General features: G+C 55.9%; 12 protein-coding genes and 1 tRNA gene. 4 read left to right on the top strand and 9 right to left on the bottom strand.

Features of this window, described 5'->3' with window-relative positions:
• Positions 1 to 6 precede the first annotated feature (6 nt).
• The 3 genes from ACS0RQ_RS07805 to ACS0RQ_RS07795 all read left to right on the top strand — a co-directional run bounded on the left by ACS0RQ_RS07805 (position 7) and on the right by ACS0RQ_RS07795 (position 1,614).
• Positions 7 to 81 (top strand) — tRNA-Arg (locus ACS0RQ_RS07805).
• Positions 82 to 685: 604 nt separating this feature from the next.
• Positions 686 to 1,261 (top strand): phage tail protein, encoded by a 576-nt coding sequence (locus ACS0RQ_RS07800; protein WP_271850094.1) that lies wholly within the window; start codon positions 686 to 688, stop codon positions 1,259 to 1,261.
• A gap of 17 nt (positions 1,262 to 1,278) precedes the next feature.
• Complete coding sequence (locus ACS0RQ_RS07795) at positions 1,279 to 1,614, top strand: hypothetical protein (protein ID WP_271850093.1); 336 nt, start codon at positions 1,279 to 1,281, stop codon at positions 1,612 to 1,614.
• A gap of 36 nt (positions 1,615 to 1,650) precedes the next feature.
• Here the strand turns inward: ACS0RQ_RS07795 and ACS0RQ_RS07790 are convergent, their stop codons facing one another.
• The 9 genes from ACS0RQ_RS07790 to ttrB all read right to left on the bottom strand — a co-directional run bounded on the left by ACS0RQ_RS07790 (position 1,651) and on the right by ttrB (position 20,601).
• Positions 1,651 to 2,160: a GNAT family N-acetyltransferase gene (locus ACS0RQ_RS07790; protein ID WP_271850092.1), complete on the bottom strand. Its 510-nt coding sequence runs from the start codon at positions 2,158 to 2,160 to the stop codon at positions 1,651 to 1,653.
• Between the two features lie 38 nt (positions 2,161 to 2,198).
• A complete protein-coding gene (locus tag ACS0RQ_RS07785) occupies positions 2,199 to 4,298 on the bottom strand; it encodes a site-2 protease family protein (RefSeq protein WP_271850091.1) in 2,100 nt (699 codons plus the stop codon).
• Position 4,299: 1 nt separating this feature from the next.
• Positions 4,300 to 5,625, bottom strand: a complete 1,326-nt coding sequence (locus ACS0RQ_RS07780; protein WP_271850090.1) for an efflux RND transporter periplasmic adaptor subunit — start codon at positions 5,623 to 5,625, stop codon at positions 4,300 to 4,302.
• A gap of 7 nt (positions 5,626 to 5,632) precedes the next feature.
• Positions 5,633 to 6,394: an efflux RND transporter periplasmic adaptor subunit gene (locus tag ACS0RQ_RS07775; RefSeq protein ID WP_334632444.1), complete on the bottom strand. Its 762-nt coding sequence runs from the start codon at positions 6,392 to 6,394 to the stop codon at positions 5,633 to 5,635.
• The gene (locus tag ACS0RQ_RS07770) at positions 6,391 to 7,911 is read right to left on the bottom strand and encodes a TolC family protein (RefSeq protein ID WP_271850088.1); all 1,521 of its coding nucleotides are present in this window, start codon (positions 7,909 to 7,911) and stop codon (positions 6,391 to 6,393) included. The genes ACS0RQ_RS07775 and ACS0RQ_RS07770 overlap by 4 nt, the downstream gene beginning before the upstream one ends.
• Positions 7,912 to 7,978: 67 nt before the next feature.
• Entirely contained in the window at positions 7,979 to 15,412 is a 7,434-nt protein-coding gene (locus ACS0RQ_RS07765) for an Ig-like domain-containing protein (protein WP_334632445.1), read from the bottom strand.
• A 365-nt stretch (positions 15,413 to 15,777) separates the two neighbouring features.
• On the bottom strand, positions 15,778 to 18,849 hold the full coding sequence (gene ttrA / locus ACS0RQ_RS07760) for a tetrathionate reductase subunit TtrA (protein WP_334632446.1): 3,072 nt from the start codon (positions 18,847 to 18,849) through the stop codon (positions 15,778 to 15,780).
• A complete protein-coding gene (gene ttrC / locus ACS0RQ_RS07755) occupies positions 18,842 to 19,855 on the bottom strand; it encodes a tetrathionate reductase subunit TtrC (protein WP_420372499.1) in 1,014 nt (337 codons plus the stop codon). The genes ttrA and ttrC overlap by 8 nt, the downstream gene beginning before the upstream one ends.
• Positions 19,852 to 20,601, bottom strand: coding sequence for a tetrathionate reductase subunit TtrB (ttrB, locus tag ACS0RQ_RS07750; protein ID WP_132439030.1), 750 nt, complete (start codon positions 20,599 to 20,601; stop codon positions 19,852 to 19,854). The genes ttrC and ttrB overlap by 4 nt, the downstream gene beginning before the upstream one ends.
• Before the next feature lie 167 nt (positions 20,602 to 20,768).
• On the opposite strand from ttrB, the gene ttrS reads away from it, so the two are divergent.
• Positions 20,769 to 22,493 carry a tetrathionate respiration histidine kinase TtrS gene (gene ttrS / locus ACS0RQ_RS07745; protein ID WP_271850084.1) on the top strand — a complete coding sequence of 575 codons (1,725 nt, stop codon included), beginning with the start codon at positions 20,769 to 20,771 and terminating at the stop codon, positions 22,491 to 22,493.
• The last annotated feature ends 2 nt before the right edge of the window (positions 22,494 to 22,495 follow it).

The raw sequence follows: 22,495 nt of genomic DNA, 5'->3' as shown, positions 1-22,495 counted from the left end.
CGCCTCGTCCCCTTAGTTAAATGGATATAACGAGCCCCTCCTAAGGGCTAGTTGCAGGTTCGATTCCTGCAGGGGACACCACATACACCACTCCTGACCTCTGGCGAAACCGCTCTTCCCGGCGTATGCCCGTATGCCATGCCACCATTAGTGGGTCAGTTGATCTTCATTTCCAGGTTTACCTTTTAACTACCTAAAGACAAATTTATCTGATATCGGCTAAATCAGTGCTGATAAGCGCTTATTGTCATGATAGCTACGCCGATCTGATTATCATTGCCGGATATCGCCGGGGCAAAGCATTACGATTCAGACCCGCTATGACCTGAGCGGCTAATATGCGTAAGGCGGCAGACATTCTCAGGCATACATCTATGTAACGCCACTCGGATGAGATCAACGTCAATAATTTCTATTTATAGGGACAAGCATCCGCTAAAAACATGCTTTCCCCGAATCATTATTTTTAATCTGACACTCTTACTTAATACAACAACTCCCGGAATAGCCCAAATTGTATGTAAATAACCACCCCCACTTTTTTAATGTAGCAACAGTACAATATTCATAAAGCAATGCTTTAGCGTAAATTATTCGACAAATGGCAATAACAAGCCACACTTTTAATGTTGTTTTCTCGCATCTTTCCAGCTCTGCACATTTCAACATCAATAAGGAGTTAGTTATGGACTGTTATATGGGAACAATTCTTCCTTTTGCTTTTAACTACGCACCAAGCTATTTTGATTTCTGCAATGGACAACAATATAGAGTTTCGCAATATCAGGCGCTTTTCGCTTTGTTGGGCAAATTTTACGGTGGTGATGGCGCAACAACGTTTAACCTGCCGAATCTCCAGGGGCGAATGCCTATTGGTTTCGGTCAGCTACAAACGGTTATTCATAACATGGGCGATACTGGTGGCACTGCCAATGTTCAGTTGTCGACCGCAAATATGCCGGCACACACGCATACCCCCGCTTTACAGGTAAAATTACAGGCCAGCGGCACTGCCAACCCTACAACACCGGCCAGTATTCCCTCAGCACAGGCGCCGTTCATTGGTGCTTCCGGCGGCGGCACGGGGCTGGCAACCATCTGGTCAACCACACTAAAAGATCCTGTAGACGTCGGCGGTACCAGTATTACGGGTCAACTGAACCCTACAGGCGGGAATGTCCCTGTATCTGTCATGAACCCATTTCTGGCGATTAACTTCTGTATCGCAATCACCGGAATATTTCCCATGCGCAATGATTAACATATCCAGAGGATCTTATGCTGGAAGAAATTAACAGCCACTTATTTACATCTTTTATTGGGAAAACATGTACGATGGATGCTGATAATGGTATGGCGTTAACTTTATCAGTGCAGTCCGTCACATTGCTACCAAGAGCACAAATGCCTACGAAGCGGAATATATCCCGTACTCCGTTTATTGTAGAACTGCAGGCCACGGCAAATACACCGTTGGTGAATGTCTATGGCATCTTACGATTATCTGAAACCACTGAGCATCAGGAGTTAAAAATAGAAGGCGTCAATATCAACCGTACTCTGGAAATGGGAAGAGATCCTGCTTACAGTTATTTCCAGCTCATTTTTAATTAACGCCCTGGCGCAGAAAAAATTTCTGCGCCAATATAATTAGCTGTCTGAGGGATACCACACCCATTTATCCGCAACTGCACCTTGTTCCTCACACTGAAATCCCAGCGCCAGATATAACCGTTGGGCATCGTGATTCATTCGCCAGACGGTAGCACTGAGCGGGCAGCCGACTTTACGGGCAGCAACCTGTAGTTGCTGTAATATCAGGCGTCCGTAACCTTGTCCACGCGCTTGCGGCAACATAGCAATGAATATCACCCTTGCCTCATTATGACCAAAATCGACCATCACGGTGCCGACAGTCGAACCTGCGCGCTCCACCATAAAATGCATGGCATTGGGGTGCTGTTCACCGCTGGATTGCTGCATCATAGACCACTGTTGCTGGCGTACGGTCTCTATAAGCGCCTGTTCCCCATCAATCCATTGCAAATCAGGTCGAGCACTCTGATAAATTTGCTCAATCAACGGCATATCCGATGTGCGTGCAGGTCGCAAAGATAATACATCTATAGACTTCGAAACCTCGGGCTTAGACACCATCATGACTCCTTTATGAAAGGTAAATCCTGCCTCCAGACGGATTACAACCCCGCCTCCCGACCCAGACTGACCACCAGCCACTGCCAGGCACGTTGGAAAAAACTACGATGCTCACTCTGTAATACTACTTTTCCGGCCATCTCACGCTCTGGCGAAAGGCGTGTTTCGCAGGCGTCCAGACGAACGCGGAAAATGGTGTTAATGGGTACAAGACGCTCATTGATAATCTGCACCGGAATGCCACCGCCATACACCGATGCCAGCAACGGTTGGTCAAGCGTCGTTTGGTTAAGCCTGTCAACCTGGCCGACTTTACAGCGAATCGCCCTTGTTTCACCGCTGTCCGGCACAAAGAACGCATCATCGCCAGGGCGCAGGGTCGTGACCGTATCTTCATCCACCCAACCTTCACCACGCATACCCTCTCTACCCAGAACTTGCATCAACCGTTCGCCCTGAACCACTACGGTGCCAGGCTTTAACGTATCGCTGGCATCCGCTATGCGTCCGGCGAAAGGGGCGGTTAATGTCAGTCGCGCTTGCTGACGTAATAAACTTTCGATTTGCTGCTGAGCGGCCTGCGCCAACTTTTCCAGTGCCGCACCTTGTTCATCAAGCCCCTTTGAAAAAGGCTGCTGAGCAACCTGCCAGGCCAGATTCGCGGCGATAACCTTAGCCTGCGCTATCTGGTAATCAAGGCTGTCCGACGTCAATACCGCCAGTACCTGCCCTTGTTGCACCCAGTCGCCATCATGCACATTCACCTGCCCGACTAACGCATCCTCCGGCACATAAATAGCCTGAGATTGTGCCGCGTCCATCACGGCGGGTACCGAAACGCCGCGCTGCCATGGTACGGCTAAAAAAAGCACTATCACAGTCAGGAAAAACAACGTGCGCCAGGTTCTGAATCCCCAGCGTAAATCATGGCGCCGCCGCCACCAAACCTGTAATTCATTAACAAAGGGTCGCACCACAAACCACCCCAGTTCCACCATCAGTAATATTATCCCCAGCGTTTTAAAAAAAAGGTGATAAACCAAAAACGCGATGGAGGTGAAGATGACCAGGCGGTACAACCAGGTCAGCCAGGCAAAAATGAGTAAACCACGTCGCCGTGAAGCAGAGAAATGCTCTGGTTCGGGATCATCAAGCCCCAACACTACTCGTCTCAAGTGCCAGCGTGCCAATGCAAAGGACCTGGCGTGTAGATTTGGCATTTGCAGCAGATCCGATAACAGAAAATAGCCGTCGAACCGCATAAAGGGGCTGGCATTAATGGCCAGCGTCGCCAGCCAGGTAGTGCTGGCTAAGAGAAAAATACCGGCGCGAAACGGGCTGTCGGGTAAGAAACACCAGAGTAACGTCGCGCAGGAGGCCAGCGTCAGTTCAGCCATCATTCCGGCGCCGCCAATCAATAATCGTTGCCGACGCGACGGTAATTTCCACGCATCATTGGTATCGGTATAAAGCACCGGGACCATCACCAAAAAAGCGATCCCCATGGCGGGCACCCGGCACCCAAAATGGCGGGCGGTAAATGCATGTCCCAGTTCGTGAACCACTTTAGCGACGCTCAGGGCCACCGCAATCCCTACCGCCGCCATCCAGCCGCCATAACTTGAAAACGTATGCGTGAAGGCATCCCACTGCTGAGACACCATAAACAAGCCGCTCAGGGTTATCAGCGCCATTAGCCACCAGAATCCCGGGCGAAAAACCCAACTGATCCAGGGTAACAAGCGAGCCAGAAGCGCATCCGGGCGAACCAGAGGAATACGGAAAAACAGATAATGGCTGAGCAGCCAGGATAAATAACCGCGATGACGATGCTGATGTAAACGCCACAACTCTTCACTCGACTCTGTTTGCAGTAACTGATTTTCGCGCAGAAATTGCACCAGGTGGTGGATATCGTGCATATCCAGCGTCAATGTGGTTTGCGTATTGACGGCCTTCATCAGGCGCCCGGCATCCCGTGCTCCCCAGCGTGACAGCATCTCAAAACTGGCCCATCCCAGCAGGAAAAAACGGTTTGCCGCCGGGTCGTGCAGCACCCAACCTGGCGAGCCATCCTGCTGATCCGGCCCGGCATGCAGGGTCAGTTCCTGACGCAGTGGAGGAAGCAGGAAATTGTCCATGCTACCACCCAAGCCACTGTCGCGCGGCGGTCAAAGGACGCCGCAGAGCATAGTAGCCCAAAGGAACCCAGTCGCCATAAATACGCGCGGTGCCCATTTGTCCAATCATGGGTGTCTGTTTTGGCGCAAGGAATTTGGCCTGCAGGCGATAGCTCAGCACGTTGCCATCACTGACCTCAGCTTTATACGCTATTCTTACCAGTGTCGCGTCAAAGGCGCTAAAGGGCGATGCGTTTGGGTAAAGAGTGACTTTCGCCCCCGGTTGCAGATGAATTGCATCCGCCGCGGGTAACCAGGCCGCCAGCTCCACATGTTCCGGATCGGCCAGGGTCATCACTTTCTCACCGACGTTAACTGCTTTTCCCTGCCATTCCTCAGCATCGGAAAACACCACCACGCCGCTGCCCGGCGCCGTCACGTTAAGTTTATCCAGCGCCTTTCCGGCATAGTCGGCCGAGATGTCTTTTGCCGCCAGACGAGATTTATCCTCAGCCAGTTCCAGCTTATTCTTGTCGCTGGTCACCGCCATCTGCGCACTGATCCGAAAGCGCTCTTTTGCCGCCAGCGCCTCCTGTTTTGCCAGAGCGAACTGCCCGGCCAGTACCGTTGCGTCCAGGGCGAAAAGCGCCGTTCCCTTCTGCACCACCTGATTCGGCTGTACCAGCACTTTATCGATAACCCCAACTACGGGGGCACGAATCAGTTCGGGATCCGATGGCACCACCTCTGCCCGCGCAAGCACACTCATCCGCACGGGTATACATAACAGGAGCAGCGGCGCAAGAAGCCACCATTTCCGACGCGGCGACGCTTTCAACCAGGTCTGAAATTTCTGACGGCTATTCAGGTGAGGCAGATGCTGAACCAGCGCAAAACGGTAGCCGTGGATCAGTTCCTGGGCCAGATGGAGGGTTTCGTCATCCCAAGGCTCATCGCTGGCAAACAGTAATGCCCCCGCAGACCCCAACGGGAACCAGACGGCATGGGCGGGTAGCCACTGAGACCAGTCCGCAGCCAGAGACTCAGGTAAAGCCGCAGCCGTTAACGCCAAATACGGCGGCAATTCAGGGTGGTGTTGATAAAGAAATCGAAAAACACCGCTCAACCACTGTAAATAGGGTGACGTGGCGTCAGCTTCCGCAAGCCCGGAGACAGAAACAACCTGACGGCGCAGCCCCTCCTGCCAGAACGCCGCCTGGCGATAAACCAACAACTGGCGGGACTCATTCACCATAATGAATCCCAGACGTAGCGGACTTTGCGCTTCTCGCGCCAGATGAAGAAGATGCAGCAGTACCGCCAGCCCGTTATGTTGCGCTTGTTCCATATCAACCTTAATTAAAGTTTGCCCACCCACTCATACCGGGTAACAAATTCTCCGCATTCCCGGTGATAACGCCAATCACCGGAATGGTCTGGCTGACAGGGTCGATTTGCGCACCTGTTCGCTTGATTTTTGCCGGGAAGGTCTGCCCCAACTCATCAATCGTCACATGGAATGTGGCACCGGCGTTTAAGCGCGGTAGCCATTTTGACGGCACCAGCATACGTAACTCCAAATCCTGGGTTGCCACAATATCGAGAACCGGTGCGCCTGGGGTCATATACTGCCAGGCGGCGGCATGTCGCTTTGAAACACGCCCATCAAAAGGTGCTGTGATCGTGCATTTTGAGACCAGCGTTTGCATATAGCTGACATCCGCCGCCGCCTCATCAAGCTTTCCTTTTGCCTGAGTCAACTCCAGGGTGCCGACAGAATTGTATTTCGCCAGTTGATTGTTCACTTTCAGCAACTGACTGGCGGCCTCCTGCACGGCCTGCGCCTTACGCAGTTGCGCACGATAGGTCGCACAATCGAACTCAATCAGCGTCTGCCCCTGCCGAAAACTATCCCCTTCGGAGACTTTCAGCGCGGCGATACGCGCCGCGACTTCGCCGGAGAGCGTTACCGCATGGGGAGAGAGCAGTTCGACACGAATCCCGCCATCACTACTGCCTGACGGCGTGCTCTCCGGCGTCGGCGATGAGCCGGTCGTTGCGCCAGCCGCGCTGGCGCTCAGGACGCCAGCCATCAACCACAGCGCGTATTTTTTCATTGTTTATCGCCTGCCATTTGCTTAGTTACGCGGGCTGTAACGCCTTTAAAGGCTTGATCCAATGAGGCAATATCATATCCCCGCGTATCTTCCGGCAAAGGATCAAGCCCAAGGCTGGCCCCCATTTGTCCGTAGGCGTTTTGTAATGCGCCATAGGACTGATAGAGACGTAATGATGAATAGACCGCGTTAGCATCAGCCAGAATACCCTGCAAACGTGCCGATGCGCCGCTCTCTACCGCATGGCGTGTCTGCTCGTAAATCGTTTGATCAACCGTATTCAACTGGCGTTCCAGTTCAAACTGTTTGGTTTTACCTTCATAATCCAGCCAGGCGATATTCACCTGTGTCAGCACCGCCATGCTCAACGCCAGGCGCTGGGCATCGTTGACTTGTTTTTCCGCCTCGGCCGCTTTGGTAATCGGCCCGGCATTAAACAGGTTGAGCAGATTCCAGCTCACACGTAACCCGGCATATCCCCAGGCATTGTTTGTCAGGAATTTATTGCTGTCATAGCTTTGCCCAACGCTTAACTCAATACCCGGTAATAGTTTGGCGATCGCTTTACGGGTTTCCAGGGCACTGATGCGCTGGCTGTAATTCGCTTCCACCATTTCAGGACGGTTAAGAAGAGCGATATCTTCCATCTTGTCGACGGGGATACCCAACTTAGGTACTGGCATATCATCAGATACCGCGACACTGAAATCGACCCCAGGGGAAATGTTCATTAATGCTGCCAGCCGCGGTTTTGCCTGAGCCAGCGCGCTGCGCACCGCCGTTAGCTGGCGAATAACATCCAATAACTGACGCTGATAATTCAGGGCTTCCAGCGGGGAACGCAGTTTTAAGCTTTCGACCTCCCTGGCATCTTCCAGCGCGGACTGGGCCTGAGCAAGAAGGGTATCGATTCGCCCTTGTAACTGCTGCGCACCTGCTGCCTGCCACCATGCTTCGCGCACTTGCTGAACCAACTGTTGCCCTACCCGGCGTTTACGTTGTTCCAGAATCAAAACGCGATCAGCCTGTTGCTGCGCGGTGTAATAACTCACGCCAAAATCCAGCACGTTCCAGCTCAGGCTTAAATCCGCCATGCGGTCCTGTTTTTCGGTTGAGATAGACGGAGCAAGGGACTGTTCGCCAGTGGCGATATTTTGCGATGAAGAGGCGTTGTCTTTATCCCTGGCGGTATAACCGGCAGAGGCGGCAAGTTTGGGTAACATATCCAGATTCGCCACATCCAACTGACGTTGTCCCATGGCCTCTTCCATGAGTTTGACGCGGTAATCCATATTGTATTTCAGCGCCCGGGCCATGGCATTTTCCAGAGTGACCGGCGCTGTTATTTTTTCCTGGCTGCCAAACAGCGTTTGTTTATCGGCGGCGGCGGTGGCCTGCCGCTCTTGCAGGCTCACAGGATGTGGTTTGACCATACACCCTGACAGCAGCAGAGCGACCGCGACAGGGAGAAGGACAAACCGGCCTGGATGACGTTGTGCGGATAACGTACCTTGCATGCTACCATCCTTAATATATCAATTGATTTTAGTTATAAAAAACAGTGCATTAGATATTTGGTAAACATTACACCTGCTTTTCAGGCGTCATCAGTCGCCCTGCAAAAACGGTCTTTTGAGCAGCGATTTGTTGATCCAGACCGGGCTTGCCCGGTGATGCCTGAATACCCGCCGAGGGGGTGGCTTCCCGCGGCCCGGCGACTTTCAGCTCCAGATGGCTGGTGCCTGAATGCCCTTGTTTATCCACCACCCGGATTTCAATAGAGACGGGTTGCTTCCATCCGGCGGGTGGCTGTCCGGAAAAACGCCCGGTTGCTGGATCGAATTTAATCCATGAAGGCAGCGGCATACCGTTACTTTGGCGCACGGTCACCGATAAGTTCGCCATAGATTCACGGGTTAAAATCGTGCCTGCCGGGAGTGAAACGCTAAAGCTTTGGCCGGATACGACCCCTACACTGCCCACATCCGCCCGCACTTCAAGGGCTGCCGTCGGGCTACTGGTAATAGAGCCAATATAAGAAGGCGATGCCGAACCGCCCGGAACCGCAAACTCACCAAAGACTGGGGTAACGGAGAGGGTTAACGGTAAGGTTGCGTTTCCTGTAGCCAGCAAACCGTCCCCGGTCAAACTTAACGCTGGCGTACTGATGCCGTTGAGCGCTGTTAAAACAATATTGGGCGCGATGGGAGAAGGAGCAGCCTCCTGAAACAGGCCTTTCATTGAACCGCTGAGCGGCGACTGCAGTGCTATCGCCGGCGCCGAATTTCCCGGCACCACTGGCGATACGGTAGACGGTGTTGTCGGCGTCACAGGTGTAACAGCAGGCACGACCTGATACACCGGAACGCTGGCCTGCGAGCCTGACAACGTGTTCCCCGCGATGTCTTTAATAGTGCTATCCACAAAACCCAGGGTGACGGTGCCAGTGCCCTGGACACTTAATACAGCCTGCCATGTCGTGGCGTTGACCTGAGTAACCGAAACGATATTCGCCTGGACATTGCCCGTGACCAGCGCCTGCAACTCACTCGCGGATAAAGTCTGAACAGGTTTCGTGAAGGAGATGTTATACCCGACCTGCCCCTGAGCCCCTGTAAGCGTATTCTGCGCGGTAACTGCCTGCACCTGAGGTGCGGTGGTGTCCACCGTAAAGGTTGCAAACGCCGTCGCGGCACTGACGTTACCGGCGGTATCCGTCGCGGTGGCACTGACCGTATGCGCGCCGTCGGCCAGAGGGGCCGCAACGTTGTACTGCCAGACCCCGCTGCCGTCTGCGGTGGTGGTGCCGACAGCAGAACCATCGATATAGACCGTCACCATGCTGCCCGCGGTGGCTGCCCCCGTGAGGGTCGGCTGATTATTAGCGGTCACCCCGTCACTGGCGCTCGCCCCGGTATCGGTGGCTGCGGTCAGCGCAATGCCTGTCGGTACTGCCGGGGCGGTGGTGTCCACCGTAAAGATCCGGGGCGTTGCCGTGGCACTGACGTTACCCGCGGTATCTGTGGCGGTGGCACTGACCGTATGCGCGCCGTCAGCCAGGGGAGTCGCGACGTTATACTGCCAGACCCCGCTGCCGTCTGCGGTAGTGGTACCGACCGCCGTCCCGTCGATATAGACCGTCACCAGGCTGCCCGCGGTGGCTGCCCCCGTGAGGGTCGGCTGGTTATTAGCGGTCACCCCGTCACTGGCGCTGGCCCCGGTATCGGTGGCTGCGGTCAGCGCAATGCCTGTCGGGACTGCCGGGGCGGCGGTGTCCACCGTAATGCTCCGGGGCGTTGCCGCAGCACTGACGTTACCCGCGGTATCCGTCGCGGTGGCGCTCACCGTATGCGCGCCGTCGGCCAGGGGGGCCGCAACGTTGTACTGCCAGACTCCGCTGGCGTCTGCGGTGGTGGTGCCGACCGCCGTTCCGTCGATATAGACCGTCACCAGGCTGCCCGCGGTGGCTGCCCCCGTGAGGGTCGGCTGATTATTAGCGGTCACTCCGTCACTGGCGCTCACGCCGGTATCGGTGGCTGTGGTCAGCGCAATCCCTGTCGGTACTGCCGGGGCGGCGGTGTCCACCGTAAAGCTCCGGGGCGTTGCCGCGGCACTGACGTTACCGGCGGTATCCGTTGCGGTGGCGCTCACCGTATGCGCGCCATCGGCCAGAGGTGCCGCAACGTTGTACTGCCAGACCCCGCTGCCGTCCGCGGTGGTGGTGCCGACCGCCGTTCCGTCGATATAGACCGTCACCAGGCTGCCCGCGGTGGCTGCCCCCGTGAGGGTCGGCTGGTTATTAGCGGTCACCCCGTCACTGGCGCTCTCGCCGGTATCGGTGGCTGCGCTCAGCGCAATCCCTGTCGGGATCGCCGGGGCGGCGGTGTCCACCGTAAAAGTCCGCGGGGTTGCCGCGGCACTGACGTTACCCGCGGTATCTGTCGCGGTGGCACTGACCGTATGCGCACCGTCGATCAGGGGAGTCGCGACGTTGTACTGCCAGACCCCGCTGCCGTCCGCGGTGGTGGTGCCGACAGCCGTCCCGTCGATATAAACCGTCACCAGGCTGCCCGCGGTGGCTGCCCCCGTGAGGGTCGGCTGGGGATTATTGGTCACCCCGTCACTGGCGCTCACGCCGGTATCGGTGGCTGCGGTCAGCGCAATGCCTGTCGGGATCGCCGGGGCGGCGGTGTCCACCGTAAAGATCCGGGGCGTTGCCGCGGCACTGACGTTACCGGCAGTATCTGTCGCGGTGGCGCTCACCGTATGCGCGCCATCGGCCAGAGGTGCCGCAACGTTGTACTGCCAGACCCCGCTGCCGTCCGCGGTGGTGGTGCCGACCGCCGTTCCGTCGATATAGACCGTCACCAGGCTGCCCGCGGTGGCTGCCCCCGTGAGGGTCGGCTGGGGATTATTGGTCACCCCGTCACTGGCGCTCACGCCGGTATCGGTGGCTGCGGTGAGCGCAATCCCTGTCGGGATCGCCGGGGCGGCGGTGTCCACCGTAAAGCTCCGGGGGGTTGCCGCGGCACTGACGTTACCGGCGGTATCTGTGGCGGTGGCACTGACCGTATGCGCACCGTCGATCAGGGGAGTCGCGACGTTATACTGCCAGACCCCGCTGCCGTCCGCGGTGGTGGTGCCGACAGCCGTCCCGTCGATATAAACCGTCACCAGGCTGCCCGCGGTGGCTGCCCCCGTGAGGGTCGGCTGGGGATTATTGGTCACCCCGTCACTGGCGCTCACGCCGGTATCGGTGGCTGCGGTGAGCGCAATCCCTGTCGGGATCGCCGGGGCGGTGGTGTCAATCACTACCGATGCATTAGCGGAAACCACACTGTTCACGCTACCGAGCGTAGCCATCGCGCTAACCGCATGGCTGCCCTCACTCAACGCACTGGAAGGGGTAAATGACCAGGCGCCACTGCCATCCGCCGTTGTGGTGCCCACTGAAACAGTATCGACATACACAGTCACGGTACTTCCAGCCTGGGCCGTGCCGATAAACGTTGGCTGTGCATTGCGGGTTATGCCATCGGAAGCGCTGCTCCCCGTATCGCTGGCGGCCGTGATCCCAGTGACAGACGGTACGGGAATTGACATAGCGATAGAGCGCGTTACGGTCGCACTGTTTTTGATTCCGTCGTTCACCGTGATACTGATAACCCGGGTTGCTGTATTGGGAGTTGTGGCCCCATCAGCCCAGGTCACCGCCCGTAATGCCGACTGCCACTGGCTAAGGGTCGCGGTAGCGCCAGCAGACGTCAGCGTTAATACTCCGGTGCCGCCATTATAACTGGCAACGATATTGCCAAATGTCGCGCCGCTGGTATTGGTAAAGGCCAATACATCCTCTGCGGAGTGGAAGTTGCCGGTAATGGCGACGGTAGCGCTGGAAAACGTGGCGTTATCCAGGTCTGATAATGTCAGACCGCTGTCCACCGCAATGGGCGTACCAGGCGCTCCCAACGGATACGTGGTACCAGGGCCAGATGTTGTTGCAATAGGGCTTTGATCCGTACTGGCAACCGTCACGTTTCGTGTCGCAGCGGTACTGGTTTTCGTGCCATCGTTGACACTAAAGCTGATGGTTCTTGTCGCGGTATTAGGGGTGATTGCCGTATCTGTCCAGGTCACGGACCGTAACGCAGCCTGCCACTGGCTAAGGGTCGCGGTAGCGCCAGCGGACGTCAGCGTTAATACCCCCGTGCCGCTATTATAACTGGCGACGATATTGCCAAATGTCGTGCCGCTGGTATTGGTAAAGGCCAATACATCCTCTGTGGAGTGGAAGTTGCCGGTAATGGCGACGGTAGCGCTGGCAAGTGTGGTGTTATCGATATCGGAGATCGTGAGAGCGCTGTCGATGACAACGGGCGTCGAGGGGGTGTTATCCCCGGCAGTAAAGGCAACACTGCCGCCACTGGTCGTCAGTATCGGCGTCTGATCTGTCGCAGTAACGGTTATCTGCCGTGTCGCTACAGCGCTGTTTTTCGTCCCGTCATTAACGGTAAAGCCCACCGTCCGGGTCGCCGTGTTCGGTGTCACCGCTAAATCTGTCCAGGTAACCGCCCGTAATGCCGCCTGCCACTGGGCAACTGTTGCCGTCGCCCCGCTTGACGATAAAGTCAATATACCGGTCGCGCTATTATAACTGCCGACAATATTGCCATATATCCCGGCATTATTATTGGTGAATGCGAGTGCATCCTCACCGCTATGGAAATTGCCGGTAATAGCCACGGTTGCCGAAGCGAATGTCGTATTGTCCAGGTCTGCTAAGGTCAGGCCGTTATCAACAACCACTGGCGTCGGCGCGGTATTATCACCAGCGGTAAAGGCTGCGCTGCCGCCGCTGGTGCTCACTATCGGTGTCTGATCGACAGCCGTTACCGTGACCGTCCGGGTGGCGACCGGGCTACTGTTGCTGCTGCCATCAGTGACCTGGAAACTGATAGTACGGGTGGCTGTATTGGGCGTCACGGCGGTATCCGTCCAGGTGACCGCCCGCATCGCCGCCTGCCACTGCGCAATCGTCGCCGTCGCGCCACTGGAGGTCAGTGTTAAAACACCGGTTGCCGCATTATAGGAAGCGACAATATTGCCATAGGTTGTCGTGTTGGTATTGGTGAATGACAGAACGTCTTCGCCACTATGAAAATTCGAGGTAATGGATACCGTGCCGGACGCCAGCGTACTGCTGGCATGATCAACAATACTCAGCCCACTATCGATAACCACTGGTGTTGAAACGCTATTATCCCCGGAGGTAAAAGCGGCACTGCCGCCGCTGGTGGTAACCAGGGCATTATTGTTCATAGCAATGGTGACACTGGATGCACTGCTGGTCTGCCCACGTCCATCATTCACCACCACTTGTATTGTACGGTTTCCCGTTGTCGGCGTGGTGGCGCTATTGTAATAGGTCAGGGCATCAACCAGTGTCGTGACACGGCTGGCTGTCGCATTCGCGTTAAAGGTAATACTCAGATTATCGCCGTTTATCCCATCACCGTTGGTGGCAATACTCCCGATAGCGACGCCGCCAACAGAGATAACACTGCCTGCGGTCGTGCCATTACTGGCGGTCACCGTACCACTGGTATCGATACCCAGAACATCTTCTGCGCTATGGCCGTTAGCGGTGATTTGTACTGTCAGGTTTCCGCCATTGAAACTGGTCGTATCGCTATCGGTGACCGTTGCAGCGGTTCCGCTGTCCAGATGCACTGCCGTCCCGCCTGCATAAAATGTCCCGCTATCGCCATTAAGATTGCTGATAGCAGGCGCGACATCTGCAGCAACGGTGACAATACGCGTTACGGTGCTACTGGTATTACTGGAAGCATCGGTAATGGTGAAAGAGAGTGTTCGGGAACTGGTATTTGGCGACAGAGAGCTGTCCTGATAAGTCACCGCTTTCAGCGCTGCCTGCCACTGCGCTGTCGTAGCCGTGCTGCCAGAAGAGGTTAATGTCAGCAGGCCCGTTGCACTGTTATAAGAACCGATAATATTGCCGTACGTCGTGGTATTAGTATTACTAAAGGCCAGCACATCTTCGCCACTGTGAAAGTTTCCGGTGATGGCAATTGTCGCGCTGGTCAGCGTAGAGGCGGCGGTATCGGTTAGCGTGATACCGCTATCGATGGCGACAGCGTTTCCAGTACCGCTGCTGTATGCTGTGCTACCACCACTTGTCGTTAATACCGGGCCTGGGAAATGGAAGTTAGTGGCGTTAATCGCGCCAATACCAATTAAGCCTGTAATAGTATGGCCATTTGCCGCCGTAACGCGAAAGGAATCAATGTCCTGAAAAGCAGAATTAGATGAGACATTAAATGTGACAAGATTGCCACTGTTGTTTATGTCACTAACATTCAATGTTAACGTTGCACTGCTGACCGCAGAACCATTCAGATAACCGGTTAACGTAACGGTTCCCCCGCTAAAACCGGAATCATAGCCATTAACCACCACGCCAATAGAATTCAGCGTAAACAAAGAACCATCGTTGGGTTTAACCGAAAAGTAGGTGATTTGCTTAGAACCATCGCTCAAAGCATCGACGGTTTCCACTGAACTGGAACCATCTTTTTCCACAAGGATCATTTCGTTCTGACCATCAGATGGTGAATTCATCTGCATGGTAAAGTCCCACCCCATGTAATTAGGCGCCGTTATCGATGACTGGCCATTGGGGATGACCGTTAAAGAGCCATCGAGGGAGTCAAAGAGCGTTGTTCCTGACGTAGGATGGGTAAGGAGGCCATCGTAGCCCACTAAATCCAGGGCCGCGACATGTAACTTATCGGTGCTGTATTCGAGTGTCCAGTTACCGCCCAGTGCTGCGGCACCGGTGGGATCCGTAGAACCCGCGACGGCATGTTGTGTGTCCTTAGCCAAAGCGCCAATCAATGCGGCACCGTCACTGCCCTGCGCAATACTACAGCCATACAATAAAATATCGCCATCGGCGCTCAGCGCCTGGCCGATGGTCGCCAGTTCACTTTCGTAATTCGCTATATTGGCGCTGTTCAGCGCCACCGTTCCCAGCATCAGGTCATTCTTTTCACCATGTGAAAGAATATGCATCGCACTGTAGCCACTATGGGTACTGGCCCAGGCGGCGATTTGCGCCAGACCATCTTTTGAACTGTCCAGCACGACCACTTCATAACCGGACGGTAATTGATTGATCAGAGATTGATAATCCTTCACATCCGACTCCACAAATACGACCTGTGGCCCGCTGGCACTGCTCGTGCCGGATACAACGCTGGCAGCAGAGGTTTTACTGGTGTCCTGTGTTGTTGTGTTGGATGCAGAAGACGTTGAACTGGATGTGACGGCAGTGGTGCCAGATGTGGTTTTGCTGGTTTCGGCTGTTGTGGTCGCCGCCGCTGTGGTGGTGTCCGTATGCGCCACACTCACGGATGCCGTGGTATGCGATGCCGTATCGGTGTGAGTGGCATCAGCGGTCGCGGTAGTTGCGCTGACGGCAACACCATCAAACATCATTCTGGGCTCCAGCGCCTGCAGCAACAAGCGCCGGGGTTCAGGGGCTGCCGTTGAATTTATGATCGTTTTTTTTCCAGAAAAGACTTTCCACCACGACATAATCACTCCCCTTAGGCCCGAAGGTATTTGCCTTAAAAACCCGCAACACGATCCTATCGGCAGCTAAAAAATTTACTTTACTCTTACATTTTTTTACCAATCGGCAGAAAAGCACATAAAAATAGTGGGAATCAGATGGTTAGCTTTCTTAAAAAAAATTAAAAAGAGAGAAATCCGTCACATATTTTTTTCAATGTAATGACGGTGTTGCGAGGGGAATGTCTACAACACGCTAAACGCTGGCCCCGCACCGGGGCCAGCTTCCATCATACTTTTTTAATAAAAGCCGGTAGTCCCTGACGCACGGACGACCCGGTTACCCAGTCAAGCCAGGGGCCGGGCACCTTGCGGGTGGGATCGGCAAAACCCAAATCGTTGAGATTGACGCCGGATGCTATCTGGCTTTTATGCGCCAGCGGTTCACCGTCAAGCCAGTGCTGACGCGCCCCCATCTCCGTATGTCCATACCCATGTTCCATAGCAATCACACCCGGCATCACGCCTGAGAGCAAACTCACCCGCGCCTCCACACTGCCTCCCGGCGTCGTTATCTTTGCCTTGTCGCCATGCTGTAACCCAAAACGTTTGCCATCGTCGGGATGAATAGCCACCAGCCCCATCGGCTTAACGTGATGCAGCCGCTCCACAACTGTCGTGGAGCTACTCATCAGGTTTGATTTAAAAGACATCAGTTTCATCGGCCATGTTGTCTGCGGGAAGACCTCATCCAGCGCCCGCCCATCGGACAACCGCGCGGGATACCAGGTCGGGCAGCCGCTGAATCGCTCGCCGGTCATGGCATATCTGAAGGCCGCCACCTGGGCGTTCCAGATCTGCAGCGGCCTGGCCCATTCACCGCCGACCATCCCCTCTTTACGCCCTGAGGCATCGGGCGCAAAACGCCCTCCCCGGCTGTAGAGAAAGGCAACGAGCAATGCCTCTTCTGATTTCAACGTACGCTTTATTGCCGGAAATATGCGCTCAACGCCGGACAGCGCCACATCCTGCTCGCCAGCCGGCGGCAGCGGTTTCTGCCCGGCAAAAGCAATATTGGCCGCCACGCGCAGGTAGTAATCCTCCGCGCGATTCAGGTCATGCATCACCCCTTGCGCATCCGGTATCGCTTTCTCGCCAAATCCCGGCAACTGCATTCGTTTAGCCACCGCAATACAGAAGGATTCCATGGATACCGGGTCACCCTGTAGCGTTTTGGCGGTCGCGGGAGCGACAACAGGCCAGCGCGCCGTTGCGGTTTTACTCGCCACGCCCCCCCAGGGAGCGCTGAATCCCCAGCTTTCAAAGTTATGGGTATCCGGCACGATATAATCCGCCAGCGCAGTGGTCTCATTCATAAAAGCATCGATGGCGATAAACAGCGGCAGACGTTGCGGATCTTTTAGCCGCTCTTCAATGACCGTGCGCAGACCGGGCACGCCGTACAGCGGATTGGTCATATTTGAAATCCACGCTTTTAATGGATAGGGATAGCCCTCCAGCGCGGAGGGTAAAAGTTCTGTCAGTTGCCCGGCAACAAACGGGTACCACGGCGCATTGGCGGGCCACGGTGACTGACCGACGGCAACTTTTGCCTGATACTCATCGGATTTGGCGTAGTCGGCTTTACTGCGAGCGATATTGAGCCCTTTAGGCGCGATCTTGCCGGGAAATTGTTCGATGTTGTAGCACGGCCCGTTAATCTCGCCGTTGAATTTACCCCCACCAACAAATACGCCGCCACTCAGACTCATATTGCCCAGCAGCACATTGAGCATCATCACCGCCCAGGCATTATAAAAACCGTTGCCGGACATCATCCCGCCATGGGTCACCACCGCTGCCTTACGCCCGTGATCGGTAAACGCTTTCGCCAGCGCATGAATCTGTTTAACCGGCACGCCGCATTCCATGCTGTATTGCTCCAGCGTGAAACGGTGGGCCGATTCAGTCAGGCATTGAAAGCTACTTTTCACCGTAACCGTAGCGCCATCGTGCAGCGTGACCGTCTGCGATACCCGCAACGTCCCGCGATCGCACTGGCTGACGGGTACCAGCTCTCCCGCCTCGTTCACCACCAGCGGTTCATCTGCCTGCCCGTCGCCGCCATTGAGATGGGTTACGCTCAGGTGCTGTCCGCTCAGCGGATGGTGTTCATCGGTAATAACCAGCCAGGTGGCATTGCTCCAGCTTTTTTCTCCGGCGCGCGTCATCGCTTCCCGGCTGGTCAGCATCAGGTACGCGGCCACATAGCGTTCGTTATCAATAATCCAGCGGATCATAGCCATCGCCAGCGCAGAATCGGTCCCCGGTTTTATCGGCAACCAGTGGCCATGGTCATCAGCCAGTACCGTGGTCAGGGGCAGCGCGGGAGACACCACAACGTAGTTAAAGCTTTTACGTAAGCGGGCGCTGGCAAGCTGTCTCGCCTGGCGTTTGAAGGGGTTCCCGGATTGTGCGGGAGATGTCCCCATAAAAAGGGCAAACTCGACGTTTTCCCAATCGGGTTTAACGTGGGGATTTTTATCCAGATCGCCCATCAGCGCACCAGAACCGGCGCGATAAGAGAGTCCACAGTAGGCACCGTGCGCGCCAAAGTTCTTTGAGCCAAAACTGTTCAGCGCAAAACGGCGCAGGAAGCCATCCCTACCTTCATCGCTGGTGTTGGTAACCAGCAACTGGTTGGCCTTCGGGCCATAGTCGGGATGTTTCGCATCAACGGGCGTGTTGAGATCACGAATGGTACGCAGCCCGTCGACGTGGCCTTCGCCAAACAGATTACCGCCCTCCACCACCTCTTTAACCAATTGCTCAAAGCTGATGCGCTGCCACTTGCCTTCCCCGCGCTTTCCGGCGCGTTTCATCGGCGTAAGGATACGCAGCGGGCTGTTCAGGCTCTCCAGCAGAGTGGCGCCGCGCGCGCAGGCGGTAGATCGCGATTCAAGCCCGCTTTCCCCCGCCATCTTTTGCAGCGCTTCGGAAAACGGCATCATGCTGTCAAAAGGCGTCTCGTGTGACAGCGGGTGCCATGGGTTTCCGGCGATGCGTAGGACTTTATTCTCTGCTCTGTTCACACGCACGCGAATGCCGCACAGCGTCCAGCATCCAAAACACTGGGTCATGGAGACCGCCTGATCGGGGTTACTCTGCCAGCCGCTATGTGCGCTACCTTCCGGAACAAGAGCGTTGCCGTGGATCCTGTCCCGCGTCACCTTCCCGGATGTGCCATTGACCAGCCCGTCCACGGCCCGTTTTGCAACCTCACGATAGCTCAAACCGAACGCGGCAAAGCCCCCTACAGCTACCCCAATTTTTAGCCATTGACGGCGTGATAATTCAGACATGACGAAACCTCCTTGAAAGCCAGTTGACGCATTCCCTGATGGTTATCATGAGCGCGAACCACAGCCCGAAGGTGCCAATAATGGCCAGCAGACCGTCGGTCCCAGGGGGAAGGTGGTAGTCGTTAATCAGGGCGTTGTATTTCGGGACCGTTTGCCCGCCAATCAGCAGCGCCCAGCGCAACGTCCAGCACAGTGCCGCCACCAGCAGCGTGCTCGCCAGTGTCAGTGATAACGGAAAGTCGTAGCGGTTCGCAGCGAGCGCCAGTACCACTACGACACCCCACAACGTCATCATCACCAGCATGTAAAAACGGATATCCGTAGCAAGCCGCCACTGCTGGCGGAGGGCCTCGCCCGACAACGTATCCCCCAGCAGCCATACCAGCGCCACGGCCCCGAGCAGCAGTAGCGTTACCACCTGCCCTTTCGCCAGCAATTTGCCGCAATAGCGATGCTTATGCAGGGCCAGGCTGAGGAGTGCCAGCAGCGCACTTATCGCACTTATAAACATCACCAGCGGATACCCATAGCTGAACCATATCGGTCTGGCCTGCACGACCGAAACTTCGCGTCCGGTATAGAGCAGCAAGCCGACCGCCGTCAGCGCCGCGGCGAGAGCAATCCAGCGCATCAACGGTGTAAAGCGTTCCGTGACCACGCGCAGATGGAAAAGCAAAAACCACAGCCCAACAAACACGGTAAACAGCGGCAAAAACAGCGCGCCCCAGGGCATCCATGACCAGGGCGTCGGCCAGGCATAAAAGTGCCAGAAACGGGCGGTCTGATGCAGATCGGCAGTTAACGCCAGCGGCGCGACAATTCCGCAGGTTAAAGCGAGGAACAGGCAAATTCGCTCGAACGCTTCGCGATACCGATGCTGAGACCAGCGTGCCGCGCAGGCCAGCAGCACCGCGCACGAGGCGATACCGATAAAGAAAAAATACTGTACGGCCCAGGGAAGCCAGGTAATGTCCTGCGGCTGAGCCAGTACCTCGTCAATGATCATGGGTGACATATTTCCACCTCCTGCCAGAGTGCGGGCTGCGCACGCCCCTGCAACGGGGAGACAAAGGCGTCATCGAGCCCCAGATAAAAGACATGCGGGTGGGTGTTATTCTCCGGTTTGAGGACTTTTATCTCGTCCCGGTGCGCCGCCAGCAGCGTGCTGATCGTACTGTTGGGATCGTGTAAATCGCCAATAATCCGCGCGCCACCCACGCAGGATTCCACACAGGCAGGGAGCAGCCCAACCTCCAGTCGGTGTGCGCAAAAGGTGCATTTATCCGCCGTCTGGGTCGTGTGATTAATAAAGCGGGCATCATACGGGCAGGCCTGCACACAGTAGGCACATCCCACGCAGCGGGTGTTGTCGATAACCACAATCCCGTCCTTGCGTTGAAAGGTGGCCTGCACCGGGCAAACCGGCACACAGGGCGGATCGTCACAATGGTTACACAGACGCGGCAGCAACACGTTGGTCACCTCGTCGCTGTCGGCGAGCTTCACCTGATACTGGTTCACCGTGGTGCGGAAAGCACCCTGCGGGGTCTGGTTTTCTATGGTACAGCTCACCGTGCAGGACTGGCAGCCAATGCAACGGCGCAAATCAATAAGCATGGCGTAACGCTGCTTGTCGGAGCCTTCGTGCCGTTCAGGCTTTAATGAGAGACTCGCCTGCGCCAGCGGTATCAGTGATGCCCCGGCGGTGACAACACCCAATTGCTGCAAAAAATGTCGCTTACTGATGTCCATAGTGATCTCCAGTCAGTGCGCGGCTAAGGAAAAGATTAGGGATGGAATTACCTAACCAAATGTGATTAGTTACAGTCTAAAAATCCCGCCGGGTCGCCCTCTATTGTGGTTAACCACATAAACGAAGCGGGCTTGATCTACCGCAAACGAAAAGGGGCATTTGTCGCATGGATCGCATCGCAAAAATCCTGTTATGCCTGTTTATCGTCGGGTTTAGCGCCCCTCTTCTCGCCGCTGACTGGACCATCGGCATCCTGGCATTGCGCGGTGAAGCGGCAACTCAACGTCACTGGCAGCCGCTTATTGACTCGCTTAACGACACCGTAGCGGATGCCCATTTTCGGCTGCTCCCCCTTGATCTCAACGCGATGCGCGAGGCGGTAAACGCAGGAAGCGTCCAGTTTGTCATCACCAATCAGGCGCAGTTTGTGCAGCTAAATAGCCACTATCATTTGCGCTGGCTGGCATCGCTACGATCCGGGAAAGGGGCCGCCGGGGAGAGCATGGCCACCGGCAGCGCCATTCTGGTTCGCCGTGATAGCCCCATCACCCACGCGCGGGATCTGGCCGGACAAACCCTGGGCGCAGTCGATTCGCAGGCCTTTGGCGGCTATCTGCTGGGTTACCGTGAACTGCTGGATGCGGGGTTACGCGTGGACGATCAGGTGAAGGTGAGATTTTTGGGCTTTCCGGCCGATGCGCTGCTCTATTTGCTGCGCGAAGATGCCATTCAGGCTGCCATCGTTCCCGTGTGCCTGTTGGAAGACATGGACGCGGAAGGTCTTATTGCGAAAAACACCTTTCGGGTTCTGCTTCAAAAACCGTCCGCATTTCCCTGTCTGACCAGTACCGCACTCTATCCTGACTGGTCGTTCGCTGCCCTGCCCGGCGTGGGTGACCGGGTTGCCGATGCCGTCGCAAAGGCGTTGCTGACGGCACCCCAGAGCGGTACCTGGCGCTGGGGCGCACCCGCCTCAACCAGCGATACCGAAGCCCTGCTTCGCGAACTTAACCGCCACCCGGAGCAGCAGCGGATCGGGCAAACCCTGATCGCCTGGCTGAGCCAGCACAGGCTAATGATTGGGCTGATCCTTGTGCTGGGAGTGCTGTTCGTTGCCAATTATGGTTGGGTGATGGTGCTGGTAAACCGGCGCGGTAAAGCGCTGGAGCAGGCAAACGCCCGGCTGCGCGCCCAACAGCAGACGCTGGAGCAGGCCCGACAGATGAGCGTACTGGGTGAGATGGCCTCCGGTTTTGCACACGAGCTTAACCAGCCGCTATCGGCAATCCGCATGTATGCGCAGGGAGGGCTTAATTATCTCCCGCAGCCGGAAAAGAGAGAGGCCGTAGAAGAGGCGCTACACCACATCGATGCTCAGGCCGAACGTTGTGGACTTATCATCAAACATTTACGGGAATGGGCGAGTCCGCAGCAGCAAAGTGAAAATGCGCCCTGTGATGTCGCAGATACGCTCCGACACGTACTCAGACTTTTGCAGCTTGATAAAGCGTCACCCGACCTGCTCGTTGAGATAAACATCAAGCGCCCTATGCCGCTTTCTCTGCCACCGGTCCTGCTGGAGCAGGTACTGGCAAATATCATTTTGAATGCGGTCCAGGCAGGCGCCACACGCCTTTGGGTAACGGAGGAACGTGTTGGTCAACAGCAGCAGATTACGCTACTGGACAACGCGGGCGGCCTGTCAGTGGAACAGCTCTCGGCGCTGTTTCGCCCTTTTCACTCCACCAAAAAAGGGGGGATGGGGCTGGGACTCGTCATTTGCCAGCGTCTTCTGCGCAGCGTCAATGGTGAGATTAGTGTGAATAATCACAGCGCCCCGGATGGGCGTTATGGTTTACTCGTGGCCCTGACCTTTCCGACAGACCAATAACA

Origin of the sequence: Phytobacter diazotrophicus, from assembly GCF_052061655.1 — a bacterium.
Taxonomy (GTDB): domain Bacteria; phylum Pseudomonadota; class Gammaproteobacteria; order Enterobacterales; family Enterobacteriaceae; genus Phytobacter; species Phytobacter diazotrophicus.
Note: the sequence above shows the minus strand (reverse complement) of the source record. Positions and strands in the feature narration are given on the sequence as shown.